At 58.3% G+C, this 15,898-nt stretch carries 13 protein-coding genes; 8 read left to right on the forward strand and 5 right to left on the reverse strand.

The annotated features are described in order from the left end of the window. Positions 1-48: 48 nt before the first annotated feature. Positions 49-1,428 (forward strand): arsenic transporter, encoded by a 1,380-nt coding sequence (locus JAO29_RS12285; RefSeq protein WP_334268511.1) that lies wholly within the window; start codon positions 49-51, stop codon positions 1,426-1,428. Here JAO29_RS12285 and JAO29_RS12290 read toward each other — a convergent pair. Both JAO29_RS12290 and JAO29_RS12295 read right to left on the reverse strand, forming a co-directional pair. Next, positions 1,412-1,855, reverse strand: coding sequence for a DUF421 domain-containing protein (locus JAO29_RS12290; RefSeq protein ID WP_334268512.1), 444 nt, complete (start codon positions 1,853-1,855; stop codon positions 1,412-1,414). The two genes, JAO29_RS12285 and JAO29_RS12290, sit on opposite strands and share 17 nt — an antisense overlap. An 8-nt stretch (positions 1,856-1,863) precedes the next feature. Further along, entirely contained in the window at positions 1,864-2,421 is a 558-nt protein-coding gene (locus tag JAO29_RS12295) for a hypothetical protein (protein ID WP_334268513.1), read from the reverse strand. A 655-nt stretch (positions 2,422-3,076) separates the two neighbouring features. Here JAO29_RS12295 and JAO29_RS12300 point away from each other — a divergent pair. Next, entirely contained in the window at positions 3,077-4,981 is a 1,905-nt protein-coding gene (locus JAO29_RS12300) for a sulfatase-like hydrolase/transferase (protein WP_334268514.1), read from the forward strand. A gap of 97 nt (positions 4,982-5,078) precedes the next feature. On the opposite strand, the gene JAO29_RS12305 is transcribed toward JAO29_RS12300, so the two are convergent. Then, positions 5,079-5,900: an alpha/beta fold hydrolase gene (locus JAO29_RS12305; RefSeq protein ID WP_334268515.1), complete on the reverse strand. Its 822-nt coding sequence runs from the start codon at positions 5,898-5,900 to the stop codon at positions 5,079-5,081. Between the two features lie 427 nt (positions 5,901-6,327). On the opposite strand from JAO29_RS12305, the gene mnmA reads away from it, so the two are divergent. Then, positions 6,328-7,452: a tRNA 2-thiouridine(34) synthase MnmA gene (mnmA, locus tag JAO29_RS12310; RefSeq protein ID WP_334268516.1), complete on the forward strand. Its 1,125-nt coding sequence runs from the start codon at positions 6,328-6,330 to the stop codon at positions 7,450-7,452. Positions 7,453-7,476: 24 nt separating this feature from the next. Here the strand turns inward: mnmA and JAO29_RS12315 are convergent, their stop codons facing one another. Then, positions 7,477-8,100, reverse strand: coding sequence for a hypothetical protein (locus JAO29_RS12315; protein WP_334268517.1), 624 nt, complete (start codon positions 8,098-8,100; stop codon positions 7,477-7,479). 81 nt (positions 8,101-8,181) lie between these two features. Further along, positions 8,182-8,565, reverse strand: a complete 384-nt coding sequence (locus tag JAO29_RS12320) for a YtxH domain-containing protein (protein WP_334268518.1) — start codon at positions 8,563-8,565, stop codon at positions 8,182-8,184. 406 nt (positions 8,566-8,971) lie between these two features. On the opposite strand from JAO29_RS12320, the gene JAO29_RS12325 reads away from it, so the two are divergent. The 5 genes from JAO29_RS12325 to JAO29_RS12345 all read left to right on the forward strand — a co-directional run bounded on the left by JAO29_RS12325 (position 8,972) and on the right by JAO29_RS12345 (position 15,859). After that, a complete protein-coding gene (locus JAO29_RS12325) occupies positions 8,972-10,120 on the forward strand; it encodes a BON domain-containing protein (protein WP_334268519.1) in 1,149 nt (382 codons plus the stop codon). Between the two features lie 178 nt (positions 10,121-10,298). Continuing rightward, positions 10,299-12,152 carry a glycoside hydrolase family 57 protein gene (locus tag JAO29_RS12330; protein WP_334268520.1) on the forward strand — a complete coding sequence of 618 codons (1,854 nt, stop codon included), beginning with the start codon at positions 10,299-10,301 and terminating at the stop codon, positions 12,150-12,152. 105 nt (positions 12,153-12,257) lie between these two features. Further along, a complete protein-coding gene (locus JAO29_RS12335) occupies positions 12,258-13,007 on the forward strand; it encodes a hypothetical protein (protein WP_334268582.1) in 750 nt (249 codons plus the stop codon). Further along, positions 13,004-13,654: a class I SAM-dependent methyltransferase gene (locus JAO29_RS12340; protein WP_334268521.1), complete on the forward strand. Its 651-nt coding sequence runs from the start codon at positions 13,004-13,006 to the stop codon at positions 13,652-13,654. The genes JAO29_RS12335 and JAO29_RS12340 overlap by 4 nt, the downstream gene beginning before the upstream one ends. A gap of 96 nt (positions 13,655-13,750) precedes the next feature. Continuing rightward, positions 13,751-15,859 (forward strand): M1 family metallopeptidase, encoded by a 2,109-nt coding sequence (locus JAO29_RS12345; protein WP_334268522.1) that lies wholly within the window; start codon positions 13,751-13,753, stop codon positions 15,857-15,859. Positions 15,860-15,898: the final 39 nt, after the last annotated feature.

A 15,898-nucleotide genomic window follows, 5' to 3' on the forward strand; every position in this document is an offset into this window, starting at 1 on the left:
CAGCATCCTCAGCAACGACGGACGAAATTGGTAAACCTCACAACATCCATGCCCCACTTGCTTATCCTTCTCATCTCAGCCATCAGCATCGCCCTGATGTTGATCCGGCCCAGAAATATCCCTGAGGTGTATTGGGTCGGATCCGGCGCTCTCCTGCTCGTCGTGCTCCGTCTCATTCCCCTGCGCCTCGCCGGGAAGTCCATCGCGGAAGGCACGGACGTCTATCTCTTCCTGATCGGCATGATGCTGCTCTCCGAGCTTGCACGAGAGAACGGAGTCTTCGACTGGCTGGCCTCAGTGGCCACACAGGCAGCCCGGGGCTCCTCCGCTCGGCTCTTTACGCTCATGTATGGCATAGGCACCATCGTCACCGTCTGCATGTCGAACGATGCCACGGCGGTCGTGCTGACTCCTGCCGTTCTGGCGGCGGTGCGGCGCTCGAAGGCGCAGCCGCTCCCATTCTTATTCGCGTGTGCGATGATCGCGAACGCCGCCTCCTTTGTGCTGCCCATCTCCAACCCCGCAAACCTCGTCGTCTTCCGCTCCGGAATACCGCCGCTCGGCAGCTGGCTCCTGTCCTTCCTGGTGCCGTCCATACTCTCGATCATCGTCACCTTCCTCGTGCTCCGCTGGTACTTCAGAGAAGACCTTGCCCAACCGATCGAACTCTCCAGGCACGAGGTAAACCTCAGCGGGAACGGCAAACTCGTCCTCGCCGGACTCGCGTCTGTCGTCGTCGTGCTCCTCGTCACCTCTTCGCTGGACAACGACCTCGGACTCCCCACCTGCATCGCTGCACTCTGCGTAACCGCGGTCCTCTGCCTCAGGACCCGATCCAATCCGCTCCCCTTATTGCGGCAGATCAGCTGGGCCACACTCAGCCTCGTTGCTGCCCTCTTCATCCTGGTGGATGCCATCGAGAGCATCGGCGCTCTCCATTACACCCAGGCTGCTCTCCATCGTGCCGAGACTCTCGGAACAACCATCGGAGCGCTCGCCACCGCCTTCATCGTCGCAGTCGCCAACAACCTGACGAACAATCTCCCGCTCGGTCTGATCGCGGGAGCCACACTCACCGCAACCCACACTCACGGCGTGCTCGCCAACGCCGTCCTGATCGGAGTCGATCTCGGGCCCAACCTCTCCGTCACCGGCTCGCTCGCGACAATCCTCTGGCTCCTCGCCCTTCGCCGGGAAGACCTCCATGTCAGCATGTTGGACTTCCTCAAGGTTGGCGCAATCGCCATGCCTGCAGCCCTGTTCGCAGGCATGGCCGGTGCCCTCGCAATGCATGCCATCTTCCCTGCAACCGCAGCGGGCCCAAAGCAGACACGCCAGGAAAGCAGGTTGAGATACTATCCTTCCTCACCTTTGGTAGAGCCAACGGAACCAGTTTTCAGCCCTGGCAAAATCAGCTCTGCGCCTTGATGATGCTGATGTCTCCCTTGCGTTCGATGACCGCGTATTTGATCTGATCTTCCCGTTCCAGTCCCTGCGCGCGAGCAGCCGCCATCACGTCCGCCTCCTGCACGCCGTGGTGCATCATGCGTTTCCGGTGCCACTCACCGTTCTCGAAGATCAGCACCGGAGTTCCGTCCACAACTCTCCCGAACTTGGGAAACCGCTGCTTCAGCGCCGTCACCACCACGTGCATCAGGGCAACCGTAGCAACCGCAGTCACTGCATTGGTCAGCGAGCGATCGTCCGTAACGACCGCCTGGATGCTGATGCCTCCGATAAAGAAGATCAGCACAAACTCGAAGGGCGTCATCTGCCCTCCCGGGCGACGGCCGATCGCCCTTACGACAATGATGAGTGCCCAATAGGCAAGCGTGGCTCGAACGACAGTTCCCATGACGTCTCCTATGGAAGAGCAAGTGCCCGAAGGAACAGATCGTGCTGCGGATCCGTCTTCAGCTCTTCTTCATAAATTCCCGGCGAACTCACCTCGTTGGCGAAGAAGATCAAGGTCGGCTTCGTAGGGTCCGAGACCGGAAAGACATAGCCGATGCCATCATCTCCCGGCAGCGAAACCGCCGGTTGCGGGATGATGCGCTGCAGTCCCATCCGCTCGATCATCGCTCGATTCAGCCAGAGATAAATCTTGCCGTCGCGATACAACTGTGGCTCAACCCGAACCGTCATCACACCAGGAGTCTTGTACCGGGCAATACGCTCGTAAACTACCGTCAGCGCTCCATCCGGTGTGCCGCTCTGCTTGTGTGCCAAGGGTCCACGTCCACTTAGTCCCGTAAGCCCCAGGATCATCGCGATCGCAAGAAAGACCCACAGGCCCAGTTCGATACGCCACCACTGCGCTTCAAAGTCACGATCGTATCCCAGAGTCAGTTCGTCATTGACCTTCGAAAGTCCCGACTCCTCCACACTCCGCTCTTCTTTGGAATCCTGTACCTCTGGCATATCTCAATCCCCATTTTTAAAGGGGCTTGCCATCTTCTCCAGCCTTACCGTGCAGGCCACGTCGCGTGTCGTTCCTGGCCAGCCGTTCTCATGGCCAGGTAGATACGGCATATAAGCCGTTCAGCAATGAACGATCATCACGGGCAGAAGAAGGTAACACCCTGTCCGAGGACATCCTGGCGACCCGCCTCTGGAAAGGTCGGCATCTGCCTTATGATGTGCGTTCAACGCCTCGGAAAAATTCCCTCTCACTGCCACAGAAAGATGCAAAGATGACGCGAAACGTCGTATGCCACACACCAACTTTAGGCAGGTCAGCACTCACGCGCTGAACGGCTCCATCCCTGTGAGGACACGCCGAAGAACACACCCGCTGCCGCGATGCCTCCAATAAATTGATTTGACTGCAGTCACGGCCCAGCTTACGATTCATCCGTCGCACGATCGAGCATCTTCGCTGCGAGCACCCCTCCGGCCCATCGCCATCCATCTCAGCTCCCGGCCAGCAATACTCCCGCGAATCGGGATAGCACCGGCCCTTCGTACGCCACCTCCCGGCCCCGGCCCAGAAATTACGATCACGAGCCTATCAGGACCATCCTGACGCCTCTTCGTGCGTCCAGCATCGTTCCCGGCTCACGAAACGGAGAGAAGAATGAAGCGTAGAGAATTCATCAAGTCAACCGCCGCAGTTGCAGGCGCAGGTGTCGCCAGCCGCCTTGGCTTCGCGCAAAACCAGACCGAGCCGGGCCCCAAACCGAACATCATCTTCATCCTCGTCGACGAGCTTCGGTGGCCGTCCGTCTTCCCCATCGGAGTCAATGACGCTGAGACTTATTTCAGGCGCTTCATGCCCAATCTCTACAAGTACGTCTGGAGAAGGGGAGTCAAGTTCTCGAACTATCACACTGCGGCGAACGCCTGCACCCCGGCACGAGGCACCATCATCACCGGCCTCTACTCCCATCAGAGCTGGTTGATGACCACCATCCTTAACAATCCTCTCTGTCCGGTCCTCAACCCTGCGTTTCCTACCTACGGCAGGCTGCTTCGCACCGCAGGCTACACCACGCCATACTTCGGCAAGTGGCACGTCTCCGTTCCCTCCGGCCCCAGCGATACCCAGGCCTATGGATTTGACTGGAACAGCCCTCCGGATCCTACGGGAAGCAATCTGCAGGGAACCTACGGTGACTTCATCGACAGTCCGCAGTTTCACAACGACGCCTATACCGCCGATCAGGCCGTCTCCTACCTGCAAAACGTCAAGACCACCGACGCACCGTTCTGTCTGACCGTCGGATTCGTCAATCCGCATGACCGGGAGTTCTTCCCCGCCGGAACCGAGTTCGTCACCTACACAGACCTCTTCGCTCGCTACAACGATCGTCATCCTTCCAATCAGCTTGCCCAGTTCATCGACTTCTCTTCCACCCCGCCGCTGGTCAATTGGAGAACCAACAAGCTGAAGTCACCCCCGCCGTATGGGTATCCGCTCCTCCCGCCAAACTGGGAGTCCCCCAACCAGTACGCCCAGCGTAAAAAGCCCACTACCCACACCTATATCCAGGAGTTCTCAACCGCTGTCTGGGGAGGCATCACGCCCAACCCGCTCCAGTTCGGCTTTCAGGTCAAACCCTACGGCAAGGGCGATCTCGGTGTTGGAATCGGCGAGTCGCCCTTCTACTACTGGCAGCGCGGACTCGACAGTTATACCCAGGTCACCCAGATCGTCGATCAGCAGATCGGAGCCGTCCTCGATCAGCTGCAAAAGCTGCCGCAGAGCGTCATCGACAACACCGTCATCGTCTTCGCCTCCGACCACGGCGAATACAGCGGCGCTCACGGCTTCGTCCAGGGGAAGATCGGCACCGTCTACGAGGAGTGCCTCCACATCCCTCTCATCGTGATGGATCCAAGCGGTCGCTTCACCGGAGACACCAACACGGTCCGCACCGGCCTCTGCTCCTCGGTCGATCTTCTGCTCATGCTGGTAACCATGGGTTACAAGGGCAACACCCACTGGCTCACCCAGGCACCCTATAACCAGATCTATGCCAACCGGCACGACATGTACTCCATGCTCAAATCCCGCTGGGCTCCGGGCAGATCCTACGTTCTCTTCGCCACCGACGAGATCGCGCCCGGATACTACAACTTCAATCAGTCGCCCACCAACATCCTCGCGCTTCGCACCAACACGTCCAAGGTCGGGGTCTACTCCGACTGGAAGCCCGCCTCAACCACCATCGACCCCAGTACCGTACAGCTCGAGTTCTACGACTACTCCACCCGGGGTGGTCAGCTTGAGCTCGACAGCCGTCCCAACGACTACCGCGCGGAACAGGGCTACGACCAGCTCACCCAGAACTACATCCCCAACGAGTTGGCGGCTCCCCTCCCCGGGAGTCCCCTCGATCCCAGCTCCCTCCGTTTCCAGCAGATCAAATCCGAGATCCAGCACCTGGTCTTCCGCGATCTGATCGAGAACGAGTCCGACAGTACGTGGAAGACCGGCAACGGTCTCTTCAAACTGCTGGGCTATGGCGGTCCCTTCTAAAACAAAGTTCCAGATGGAGTTCCTCTTCAGAGGACTCCATCTGGAACCAACCTTCTGACGCAAGCTTCCCTAAGCTCCGCCCGACGAGTTCCCATCTCTAGCTGCGAATAAACTCCAGCAGGTCCGGATTGAGAACATCCGCATGCACCGTCAGCATTCCATGCGGATAACCCGGGTAGATCTTCAGCTTCGCGCCCTTAATAATCTTCGCCGACAGGACCCCCGCATCCGCGTACGGCACAATCTGGTCGTCGTCGCCATGCATCACCAGCGTCGGAACCGTGATCGCCTCGAGGTCCGAGTTGAAGTCCGTCTCCGAGAATGCCTTGATACACTCATAGTGCGCATTGGCCGCCCCGATCATACCCTGACGCCACCAGTTGTCCACCACTCCCTCAATCACCTTGGCTCCCGGACGATTGAAGCCATAAAACGGCATCGGCACCTCACGGTAGAACTGCGCGCGGTTCGCTGCAAGCTGCTTGCGGAGATCGTCGAAGACCTCCATGGGGAGTCCGCCGGGATTCTTGTCACTCTTCACCATGATCGGCGGAACCGCGCTGACCAGAACCATCTTGGCCACACGCCCCTGACCATGACGCGCCACGTAACGTACCACCTCGCCACCACCTGTCGAATGTCCGATGTGAATCACATCCTTCAGGTCGAGCGCCGTCGTAAGCTCCGCCACATCCGCCGCATAGGTGTCCATCTCGTGGCCACCCGAGGTCTGGGTCGAACGTCCGTGACCGCGCCGGTCATGCGCAATCACGCGATATCCATGCTGGAGGAAGAACATCATCTGCGCATCCCAGTCGTCCGCGCTCAAGGGCCAGCCATGATGGAACACAATCGGCTGCCCCGTGCCCCAGTCCTTGTAAAAAATCTGAGTTCCGTCTTTGGTCGTGATAAACGGCATATCTTTCTCCTTATGGTTCTGAATAGGAAATGGTTGGAATGGGCCTTTGGAGGAAACTCATCTGATTATGCTGCAGGTCGGTCAAGATACAGTGACAGGCACTCCACGCTCCTGCCGCTTCTGCCGGGCAGGCCGCCCTTGGGCGAAGACCCGGCTGTCAAGACCGTATAAGAGCTAACCTCCACAAACCAGTACCGATACAAGATGCCGATTCATTGTTGGTATCCCGATATACTTTAAGAAGCCGAAAGCCCGGGCTCACCTGAAGGATGAGTCATCAAAGATTCTGTTGGGACGAGTTCGCCCATTAGCTTTGCGGAACCTTCACTTCGATGTTGGTCCAGACCTAAGTTCTGTCGATTGAAGATTTTGCGCAATAAATAGGGGGAGGGGTCCCCTCGGCCCGGACAGTGAGAAAATAGAAGAGATGTCCAGCGAGCCAAACAACACGATCGCAGTCGCCATGTCCGGCGGAGTCGACTCCTCGACCGTCGCCGCCATCCTGCGCTCGGAAGGACACGACCTCGTTGGCCTCACCCTCCAGCTCTGGAATCAGCGCCGCCTCGCGGGGCATGAAGGCATGCCGGAAGCGGTTCAGGGCCGCTGCTGCTCGCTGGATGACGTCTACGACGCTCGCGCCGTCGCCGAGCAGCTTGGTATCCCCTACTACGTCGTCAACCAGCAGGAACGCTTCGAGGCCGATGTCGTCCGCCCCTTCGTCGACGAGTATCTCGCCGGGCGCACGCCGATTCCCTGCACCCTCTGCAACAACCACCTCAAGTTCGACCAGCTCCTGCTCACAGCGCGCCAGATCGGCGCCGACCGCATCGCCACCGGTCACTATGCGCGCAATCACTTCGATCCCGCGCGCAATCGCTGGATCCTCTCCCGCCCGGCCGACCATACCAAGGATCAGACTTACTTCCTCTTCGGCCTGACCCAAGAGCAGCTTTCGCGAACTCTCTTCCCGCTCGGAGAGATGCAGAAGCCCGCAGTTCGCCAGATCGCTCAGGACTCAGGCCTCTATGTCGCCCAGAAGCCCGACTCGCAGGAGATCTGCTTCGTTCCCGGCGGCGATTACAGCACCTTCCTCAAGGCCTATCTCGAGGAGCAGCATGAGGCGATGCCCGATCTCTCGGGCGAGCTGGTATCGAGCTCAGGCGAAGTCATCGGGCATCATCAAGGCATCCACAGCTTCACGGTCGGCCAGCGCAAAGGACTCGGCGTAAGTTCTCCGAATCCGCTGTACGTCCTCGCGATTCATCCTGATTCTCACCGCGTCACCGTGGGCGCAGACGAAGAACTGCTATCGCGGGAGCTCACGGCCAACCGCCTCAACTGGATCTCCATTCCTGGTCTTGCTCCGGATGAAGAGGTTCGCGTAACCGCGAAGATCCGGCATCGTCACACACCCGCCCCCGCAACCCTCAAAGGTGTCGGGCAGGACAAAGTTGCCGCGGTGTTTGACGAGCCTCAGCGGGCCATCACTCCAGGACAGTCAGTCGTCTTCTACCAGCAGGATGAGGTTGTAGGCGGAGGCTGGATCCTCTGATCCAGACGAGAACAGCCTGGCAAATCAGAGCCGAGGCTCTTCTTCGCGGAAGCGTCGCGCACCCGACGCAAACGGACTGACCTCGCCCGCTGCCGGCTCTGGATAAACAGCATGCTCTGGATAAACAGTATGTGGTTTCCGGCGGCCGCCGACGAGGACGTCGATCCCGGCCTTGAGACCGTTCATCAAACCGTGAAACTCCTTCACCGGAACGGAGACGCTCTTCTGCAACGTAGTAGCGATCCCCGCAGTCGAGTCCAGAACTGAGGTCACCATGCCGTCAACCCGGGCGGTCTGAGCTAGCGCACGGTGATTAACCTCGGAGAGCGTGGAATCGAACTCGGATGCCTTTTCACGCACGATATTGGTGGTTTCAACGAGATTGTCGGTCAGGGTACGAAACTTCGGCTGCAGCTCGTGAACCATCCCCTGGGCGCCTTCGATGACCGGAAGCGACTTCGACCTGATCTCTTCAGCGATGGAGAGCAGTTGTTTCCTCGTTTTAGCGGCGCCAATGGCCGCCACAATAACAACCGCGGCCTGGGCCACCATGGCTACTGCAACCATGGCAACAAAGAACATCAGGAGCCGCGAGTTGCCGGACGAGATTGATCCCGGATCCTCGAGCCAGTTTGCGAAGATCATCATGCTGCCTCTCTCATAAACCTGCCAATACGAAGAACGGGGCTGAGCACCTCATGGTGCTTAGCCCCAATTCAAAGTTTCCGTTTAGGACTGCTCGGTCGAACTGGCATACGCCTGCTTGCCCGCATCGATCGCCGCACTCACCTTATCCTGCTGCTCGTGAATCAGCCCCTTGCCTTTTTCAACGTACTCGGACCACTGGCTTCTGCCACGGTCGTAGTATTCCTTGCCGCGATCCACGTACTCATTGACCTGCTGTTTTCCCTGCTCGGCGAGCTGAGTTGCGCGGTCGCGACCCTGAGCCGCGTATTCCGCTGCGCGCTCCTTCGCGTCCATAGCGCTGGCCAGCAACTCATCCCTCGTCTCACGCCCCGACTTTGGCGCGTAGAGAACACCGACCAAAGCTCCTATGCCCAGACCTGCGAGAAACCACCCCAGTCCATTTGCGCCGTTGTCGATATCTGACATTGCCTATCTCCTCTTTCTTTCTCTTATCTCAGATCGGGAGCCGATAGGGCCCGCTGTTCCACTGAACCTGTTATATCTCAATAACTCTTCGGAGTTGAACAGTTTACGTGCGCTCCGGAGGTTTGAGAGGCTTCAAGTTCCGGTTCCCATCGTGCCGTCTAACCCTGGCAAACCGTCTTACGAGTGGATGCCCCCGGCATGCGGAGGGTTGCGCGCGCCCGCTTGTGGCCCGGATGGAGCTCCTTCTGACGCTTTCTAAGCCACGCTATTCCGGGCGATGCCAAGAGCTAAATGTTGGTCAAAGAGGCTCACCCCAACTTTTTTCGTTACAGTCCGAGTCCCTGAGACTGATTTAGAGTCTTTGAAGGTAGCAAAGCTTTGCTTTGCATGAAAGAGATCAACTCTGATGAACATTCACGATATCGGTATCTCCCCACGCAACTTCGCTGTAGCAGCTCTTCTCACGGTGGGCCTTGGACTTACGGGGTGCAAGAGCAATACCCCCGCCGCACCTGCCGTCGATGATGGGAGCCTGAACAAAGAGGTCCAAAGCCGCCTCTCCTCGGATGGAGCACTCGCATCCGAATCAATCCAGGCCGGGGTTGAGAATGGAGTTGTCACGCTTAACGGAAGTGTCAGCAGCGAGGCCGCACGTTCCTTGGCAGCTGCCGACGTCGCGCAGATCTCCGGCATCAAGACCGTCGTGAACAACCTGTCGGTCCAGGCACCGGCCCCGATGGCCGCAGTTCCACCTCCTGCCGTGGCTCCGAAACCCAAGGTTGAACGGAAGCCGGAAAGCGCGGAAAACAGCTCTGCCGAACGGCGACGAGCCCACCACCCTGCTCCCATAGAACGCGAGACGGCCGAGACGGCACCGCCACCGCCTCCTCCTCCGCAGCCAGCCCCTGCACCAATCGCGGCTCCCACACCCGCTCCTCCTCCGCCACCCGCATTTCGGACAGTCACGATCCCAGCCGGAACAACCATTCCTGTGCGGATCACCCAGCCGCTTGACAGCGGGACAACACAGCAGGGACAGAGCTTCTCAGGCACGGTTGCCACCGACGTCATGGCGGACGGGTTGGTCGCAATCCGCCAGGGCACCGGCGTAAACGGGCGCGTCACCGCCGTTCATGAAGCAGCCCACTACAAGGGCAGCTCTCTTCTCTCCATCGAACTGGTCAGCATCAACCGCCACGGCGATTCACTTTCCGTCGCTACTGAGCCATACACCGTGGAGGGCAAGGGACGAGGCAAGAATACGGTGGCGAAGGTGGGCGGTGGTGCTGCAATTGGCGCAATTATCGGTGCTATCGCAGGCGGTGGCCGGGGTGCGGCTATCGGTTCAGCCGCCGGCGCCGGCGTAGGTGCAGGAGCCAACACCGTCACCCGTGGCGAACAGGTAAAGATACCCTCAGAAAGCCTGGTTAACTTCGCTCTGACCAACACTCTAACGTTGCGAGTTCCCACATCGGACACCCTGAGCACCCCCAGCAACCATCAGAGGCGCCGTCCGATCAGTTCTGACCCGGCAGGACAGGACCAACCCCAGTAACCATCGTCTTGTCTGGAGCATCATAGCGTTTAGCAGAGTGGGCCCCTTCCGCAAGGAGAGGCCCGCTTTTCCCGCTGGGAATCTGCCACTCGTATCGGTGTAGACTCAGCTTTTTCAGCAGCAAACATGAGCGACCGTGGTGGACATTTACCACCACAACCCATGCGAGGTATCTGCCTTGACGCAGGCATCGAACAAATCGGGGAAGCAGCCAAAGGGATATCTGACCTTCACCCTGCATGCGCATCTTCCCTATGTCGTAAACCACGGAACCTGGCCGCATGGCATGGAGTGGCTCCACGAGGCTGCGGCAGAGACCTATCTACCCCTCCTTAGAGTTCTCCGGAATCTGGAACGGGACCAGATCCGGTTCCAGTGCAATCTCAATCTCTCGCCCATCCTGCTGGAGCAGCTCTCTCATCCTGTCTTCATCGCCGAATTTCCGAAGTACCTGACCCGGAAGATCGTCGCTGCCCGTGAAGATGAGGCCTTCTTTATGCAGTCGGGAGAGGCGCATCTCGCCGAAACGGCACGATTCTGGCATCGCTTCTTCCAACAAGCTCTTGATGATTTTCGTGCTCTTAAGGGAGACATCGTCACCGGCTTCCGACACTTCAATGAGACGGGCCTGATTGATGTCATCACGTGTGGTGCAACTCATGGCTACATGCCCCTGCTTGGCACAGATGAAAGCCTGCGAGCACAGGTTCGAACGGCAGTAAAGACCCACATCCGCCACATGGGCCGTCATCCCCGGGGCATGTGGACTCCGGAGTGCGGCTATCGACCAGCCGGCTTCTGGAACTATCCAGTGGGTTTTGCCGATGGGTCTCCTGCGCTGCCAGGTTTTGAACGCATTGGTGTGGAAGAGGCTCTCTCTGAGAGCGATATCGAATTCTTCTTCGTCGACACGCATTTAGTGGAGCACGGGAAACGGATTCCGTCACCCTATCAACTTCTCCATGAGCTTGCCGTCGCGGGCGAGCAGACGAAGGTCGATGCGGACTATCGTGCACTTTATCAGCCCTATTATGTGGATGGTCCGTACGATAAGCGCCATGCCACTACAGTCTTCCCCCGCGATCCACGCACCGGAATCCAGGTGTGGTCCGGTGACTCCGGCTATCCAGGAGACGGTGTTTATCTCGATTTCCATAAGAAGCGATGGCCGGGCGGTCACCAATACTGGCGTGTAACCGGTCCCCGCGTCGATCTTGGAGATAAGCAGCCCTACAATCCGAAGGAAGCAGAAGAACGAGTCAAGTCTCACGCCTCCCATTTCGTCCATCTTGTCTATGAGGCGCTGAAGTCCGGCTTCGACGATCCGGTACCGCCCATTCTCTGTGCGCCCTTCGATGCCGAGCTATTCGGGCATTGGTGGTTTGAAGGCACATTGTGGCTGGAAGCGGTTGCGCGGATTCTGCACGACTACGATACGGGGCTCGAGATGATCTCGTGCTCAGAGTATCTTGACCGCTATCCGCGGGCTGGATTGATCGCCCTGCCGGAGGGATCGTGGGGCGCTGGTGGTCATAACGATGTCTGGATGAATCCGGAGACGAGCTGGACTTACACCCACCTCTACCCGGCTGAGTTGTTCACTCGGGAGGTTGCGACCAACGGTGCATGGCGCAGTTCGGAGCTGGGCTGCCGGATCGCGCAGCAGCTTTGCCGGGAACTTCTGTTGTTGGAGTCTTCGGACTGGCAGTTCCTTGTTACCACGGGTGCAGCGAGAGACTACGCGGAGATGCGCTTCACCACGCATCACGACCAGTTCAACGAGGTGAAGAGCTTCTGGCAGACGTTTGAAGCGACAGAACATCTGACTCTGGCGCAGGAGGCGCGGCTTGCAGAGATCGAGAGGCGGGACAGCGTGTTTCCCGATATCGATCCGGGTTTCTGGGCCAAAGGCGCGAAGGAGGAGCAACACCGCGCCTCACCGGAGACTGAGGGATCGCGTCCTGCCCACCAGGCGCACGTCGTCGCTCCTGGTTCATCGGCAGCTCGAGAAGACACACCGTCTGCCACATAGAATGTGGAGGTGACGGAGATATCCTATCCAGGGAGAGGTGAAAGAAGGAGGTCCGTTCTGGCTCTCTGGCACCTTCTCTCCCTGGATGCTCCGTCTGTGGCTGTGATGTGGACATGGTTTATCGCGCACCTGAATCATGTACACCTTCGCTGGTCTTCTCTCGCTGCAATGGCCGCTGCTGTCTGGACGCTCTACGCTGCGGATCGGCTACTCGACGCTCTTTCTCCGACGAGCGAAACGCTTGAAGCGCGCCATCATTTTCATAGCGACCATCGTGCCGGATTTATGGCTGGAATCGCGATCGCCTCCGTCCTGCTGGCATTTCTTCTGCCGGGTATTCCAGAGCAGGCGATTCGGCTTTACCTGGTGCTGGGAGGTCTGGTCTTTGGCTACTTCGTCATCATTCACGTGGTCGGAAGCGCACATCGTCTACCGAAAGAGATTGCTGTGGGGGTGTGTTTCGCTTCGGCGACGTTTATCCCGACGGTCGCACGGGATCCCGCTCTCCGAATACCACTACTCCCGGCGGCACTGCTGCTGGCAGCGCTGTGCAGCCTGAACTGTCTGTTTATCTATGCCTGGGAGCATCCGCAGCCGGGAGCTCAGCAGCCTCACCCAATCACAGCGCTGGCACTGCGTCATCTTGCTGGACTGACGGTCATAGTGCTCGTCATCAGCACAGGTCTCACGGTATTGGATCACGGGGTCTCGGTATTTCTCCATGCTGCCCTTGCACTCGCGGCATTAGCTCTTCTGCTGGTGCATCTGCGGCGTCATCAGATGGAAAGGGTGGAACTTCGCGCAGCGGCAGACCTGGCATTGCTGACTCCGCTGCTGATGGTGCCGTTCCTATGATGGATCGTACGAGCTTCGATCGCATTGCACGGCCGTATCGCACGCTTGAGTACCTTACCCTTGGCAAGAAGCTCGCACGGACACGGATGTACTTTCTGCCCGACTTGGTTCACGCGCGGAAGGCGCTTGTTCTGGGAGATGGAGATGGCCGGTTTCTTGCAGCGCTGCTCGCTGCGAACAAGAATGTGGAAGCGACAGCGATCGACAGCAGCAACGAGATGCTCCGGCTTTTGCGCGATCGCTGCTCAGCTTTTTCGAGCAGGCTCAAGACCGTTCAGATGAACGCTCTCTCCTTTACACCTCCCCAAGACGCCCGATACGACCTTGTTGTAAGCCATTTCTTTCTGGACTGCTTTACGGAGCCTCAGCTCAACGAATTGATCCGGTGTATCACTCCGGCGCTCGAGCCAGGCGCTCGATGGGTGGTCTCTGACTTTCGCATACCAACGGGGATCATGCGGCTGCCGGGATGGTTCCTTGTGCGCAGCCTGTACCTCGCCTTCCGTCTGCTCACGGGACTGCGCACGACGAAGCTGCCGCAGTACTCATCGTGCCTGTTGGAAGCTGGATTCACACTTGTCGAGCAGCGATTGTTTCAGGCAGGAATGCTGAGTGCAGAATCCTGGCAATTCTCTGAGCGATCTTAAGAAAGCAAAGCTAACCGCACATCTGCAAAAGCGTAGTATGGGTGTCACTCGGGGTAGGTTTTCCGCATCCCATTGAAAGTAATCAGACTTCGGCCTATGACGCGTCCTTATCTCGCTGCCGCTCTTCTGCTCGCCACGCCGGCGTTGCTGGCGCAGCAGAGCATTGCTACGAACTCTCCCGATGGAAGGCCGCTTTCCGAACGTGTGGTCGCCTACACGATCGATGCGCGGCTGGATACAGATAAGAAGACCCTCGATGCGACCGAGACACTGACTTACCGCAACCTGACAGGTCAGCCCCTGACGAGCTTCCCCTTTCATCTTTATCTAAACGCGTTTCGACCTGAGTCCACCTTTACCGCGGAGACACGGGCTGGCGGTGGGATTCGAGATTCGCTCGGTGATACCTATCCGAAGGAAAAGATCGGTGGGATTACTGTCTCACACGTCGATGCTGATGGATTTGGCGATCTGACTGGCACTCTTCACTTCACGGCTCCCGACGATGGCAATCTTAACGACCACACCGTTGCCGAGGTTGTCCTTCCCCGCCCGTTAGCGCCGAATGAATCGGTCACCTTCCATCTGACCTTTCATGACAAATTTCCGGTCTCGGTTGCACGAAACGGCTATAAGCGTGACTTCATCATGGGAGGGCAGTGGTTTCCAAAGATCGGCGTGTTTTGGCATGGCTCCTGGAACTGCCATCAATACCATGCGACGACCGAGTTCTTCTCGGACTTCGGCACCTACAATGTGCGTCTGACGGTTCCTCGTCGCTACACCATCGGAGCAAGTGGAGTTCCCACCGGCACTCAGCCGAACTCCGACGGGACGAAGACGCTCAGTTTTTATGGTGAAGACATCCATGACTTCGCCTTCGCAGCCAGTCCGAACTTTGTAGTGTCCGATTCGATCTATCTCTCTTCACTAGGACCGGTCCAGATCCGTATCCTTGCTCTTGCTGCGCATCCGCGAATTGGGCAGCGGTATATGGACATCACGCGTGGAGCGCTGTCGGAGTTCGAACGACGATACGGGCCTTATCCCTACAAGATCATCACCGTGGTCGATCCCGAGCCTGGCTCGGAGATGGAAGGCATGGAGTACCCGACGCTGGTGACTGGAGATGGCTCGTGGACGGGGATCTTCGAGGCTGCGGAGCTAACGGTTGAACATGAGTTCGGCCATCAGTACTGGTACGGCATGGTGGCCTCAAACGAGTTCGAAGAGGCGTGGCTGGATGAAGGAATCAACTCGTATACGGAGGTGAAGGTGCTTGCCGCGCTTCTTGGCGAGAACACCTCCGCGATCCGTCAACGCTATGCGAATCTGAGCGATCGGTCGCTGCAGCGCTTCTCTTATCTGACAGCTCCGGACTACGATCCAGTCACACGCTTTGCATGGAAGTTCCGCAACGAACAGTCCTACGGTGCCGTGACCTATGGAAAGACCGCAACCTTACTGACAACGCTGGAGGGAATTATCGGTAAGGACACCATGGATGAAGCGATGCGTACTTACTTTGAGCGCTACCGCTTCAAGCATCCGACGACCGAGGACTTTCTGCGAACGATCGAAGAGGTCGCTGTCGCTCGCGGCAAGGCGCAGCCACTCTCCGGCGGCAATACATCGAGCCAAGCGAATGTAGTTACTCCCTGTACGATAGAGATTCGCTCACCGGCGGCGGGACCACTAGCGACTACCACACCGTTCACTCGCCTCAGTCCCTTCATTCCCGCGGAGACCTCACCGGGCACATCGATCCCCTGCCCTCCCGCTGTGCCTCCATCCAGTTCTTCAGGCAAGTCAACCTACGTTCCTACGACGCTTCGGCCATTCTTCGATCAGGCAGTTTATGGAACCGAGATGCTTGATTACGCCGTTGACAGCTTCTCATCGGAGCGCGCCCGCTGGTGGGAACCGCCGGTCGCGAACGCCAAACAGGCTCAGTATCTTTCCACCGTAACCCTCCGCCGGAAGGGGGACTTTATCTTTCCTGTAACCGCTGAGGTCACATTCGACGACGGCACTCATCTTCGCGAGCATTGGGATGGCGCTGACCGCTGGAAGCGTTTCACCTATTCGCGTCCAGCGAAAGTTGTTACGGTCGAGTTGGATCCTGACCACGTCATTCCGCTCGACGTGATCTCTTCAACAATAGTTTCTCTGAAGTTGGCAACAGCATCCCGGCCCACAAGCTGACTGCTCTCTGGGCAGCGTTCCAACAAGTCCTGGCTCAGC

This window comes from Edaphobacter sp. HDX4 (assembly GCF_036877565.1).
GTDB lineage: Bacteria > Acidobacteriota > Terriglobia > Terriglobales > Acidobacteriaceae > Edaphobacter.

What these genes read in the sequence shown, in the direction of transcription:
- JAO29_RS12285 (WP_334268511.1), top strand. Translation starts at nt 49, where the DNA reads ATGCCCCACTTGCTTATCCTTCTCATCTCAGCCATCAGCATCGCCCTG.
- JAO29_RS12290 (WP_334268512.1), bottom strand. Translation starts at nt 1,855, where the DNA reads ATGGGAACTGTCGTTCGAGCCACGCTTGCCTATTGGGCACTCATCATT.
- JAO29_RS12295 (WP_334268513.1), bottom strand. Translation starts at nt 2,421, where the DNA reads ATGCCAGAGGTACAGGATTCCAAAGAAGAGCGGAGTGTGGAGGAGTCG.
- JAO29_RS12300 (WP_334268514.1), top strand. Translation starts at nt 3,077, where the DNA reads ATGAAGCGTAGAGAATTCATCAAGTCAACCGCCGCAGTTGCAGGCGCA.
- JAO29_RS12305 (WP_334268515.1), bottom strand. Translation starts at nt 5,900, where the DNA reads ATGCCGTTTATCACGACCAAAGACGGAACTCAGATTTTTTACAAGGAC.
- mnmA (WP_334268516.1), top strand. Translation starts at nt 6,328, where the DNA reads ATGTCCAGCGAGCCAAACAACACGATCGCAGTCGCCATGTCCGGCGGA.
- JAO29_RS12315 (WP_334268517.1), bottom strand. Translation starts at nt 8,100, where the DNA reads ATGATGATCTTCGCAAACTGGCTCGAGGATCCGGGATCAATCTCGTCC.
- JAO29_RS12320 (WP_334268518.1), bottom strand. Translation starts at nt 8,565, where the DNA reads ATGTCAGATATCGACAACGGCGCAAATGGACTGGGGTGGTTTCTCGCA.
- JAO29_RS12325 (WP_334268519.1), top strand. Translation starts at nt 8,972, where the DNA reads ATGAACATTCACGATATCGGTATCTCCCCACGCAACTTCGCTGTAGCA.
- JAO29_RS12335 (WP_334268582.1), top strand. Translation starts at nt 12,258, where the DNA reads ATGTGGACATGGTTTATCGCGCACCTGAATCATGTACACCTTCGCTGG.
- JAO29_RS12340 (WP_334268521.1), top strand. Translation starts at nt 13,004, where the DNA reads ATGATGGATCGTACGAGCTTCGATCGCATTGCACGGCCGTATCGCACG.
- JAO29_RS12345 (WP_334268522.1), top strand. Translation starts at nt 13,751, where the DNA reads ATGACGCGTCCTTATCTCGCTGCCGCTCTTCTGCTCGCCACGCCGGCG.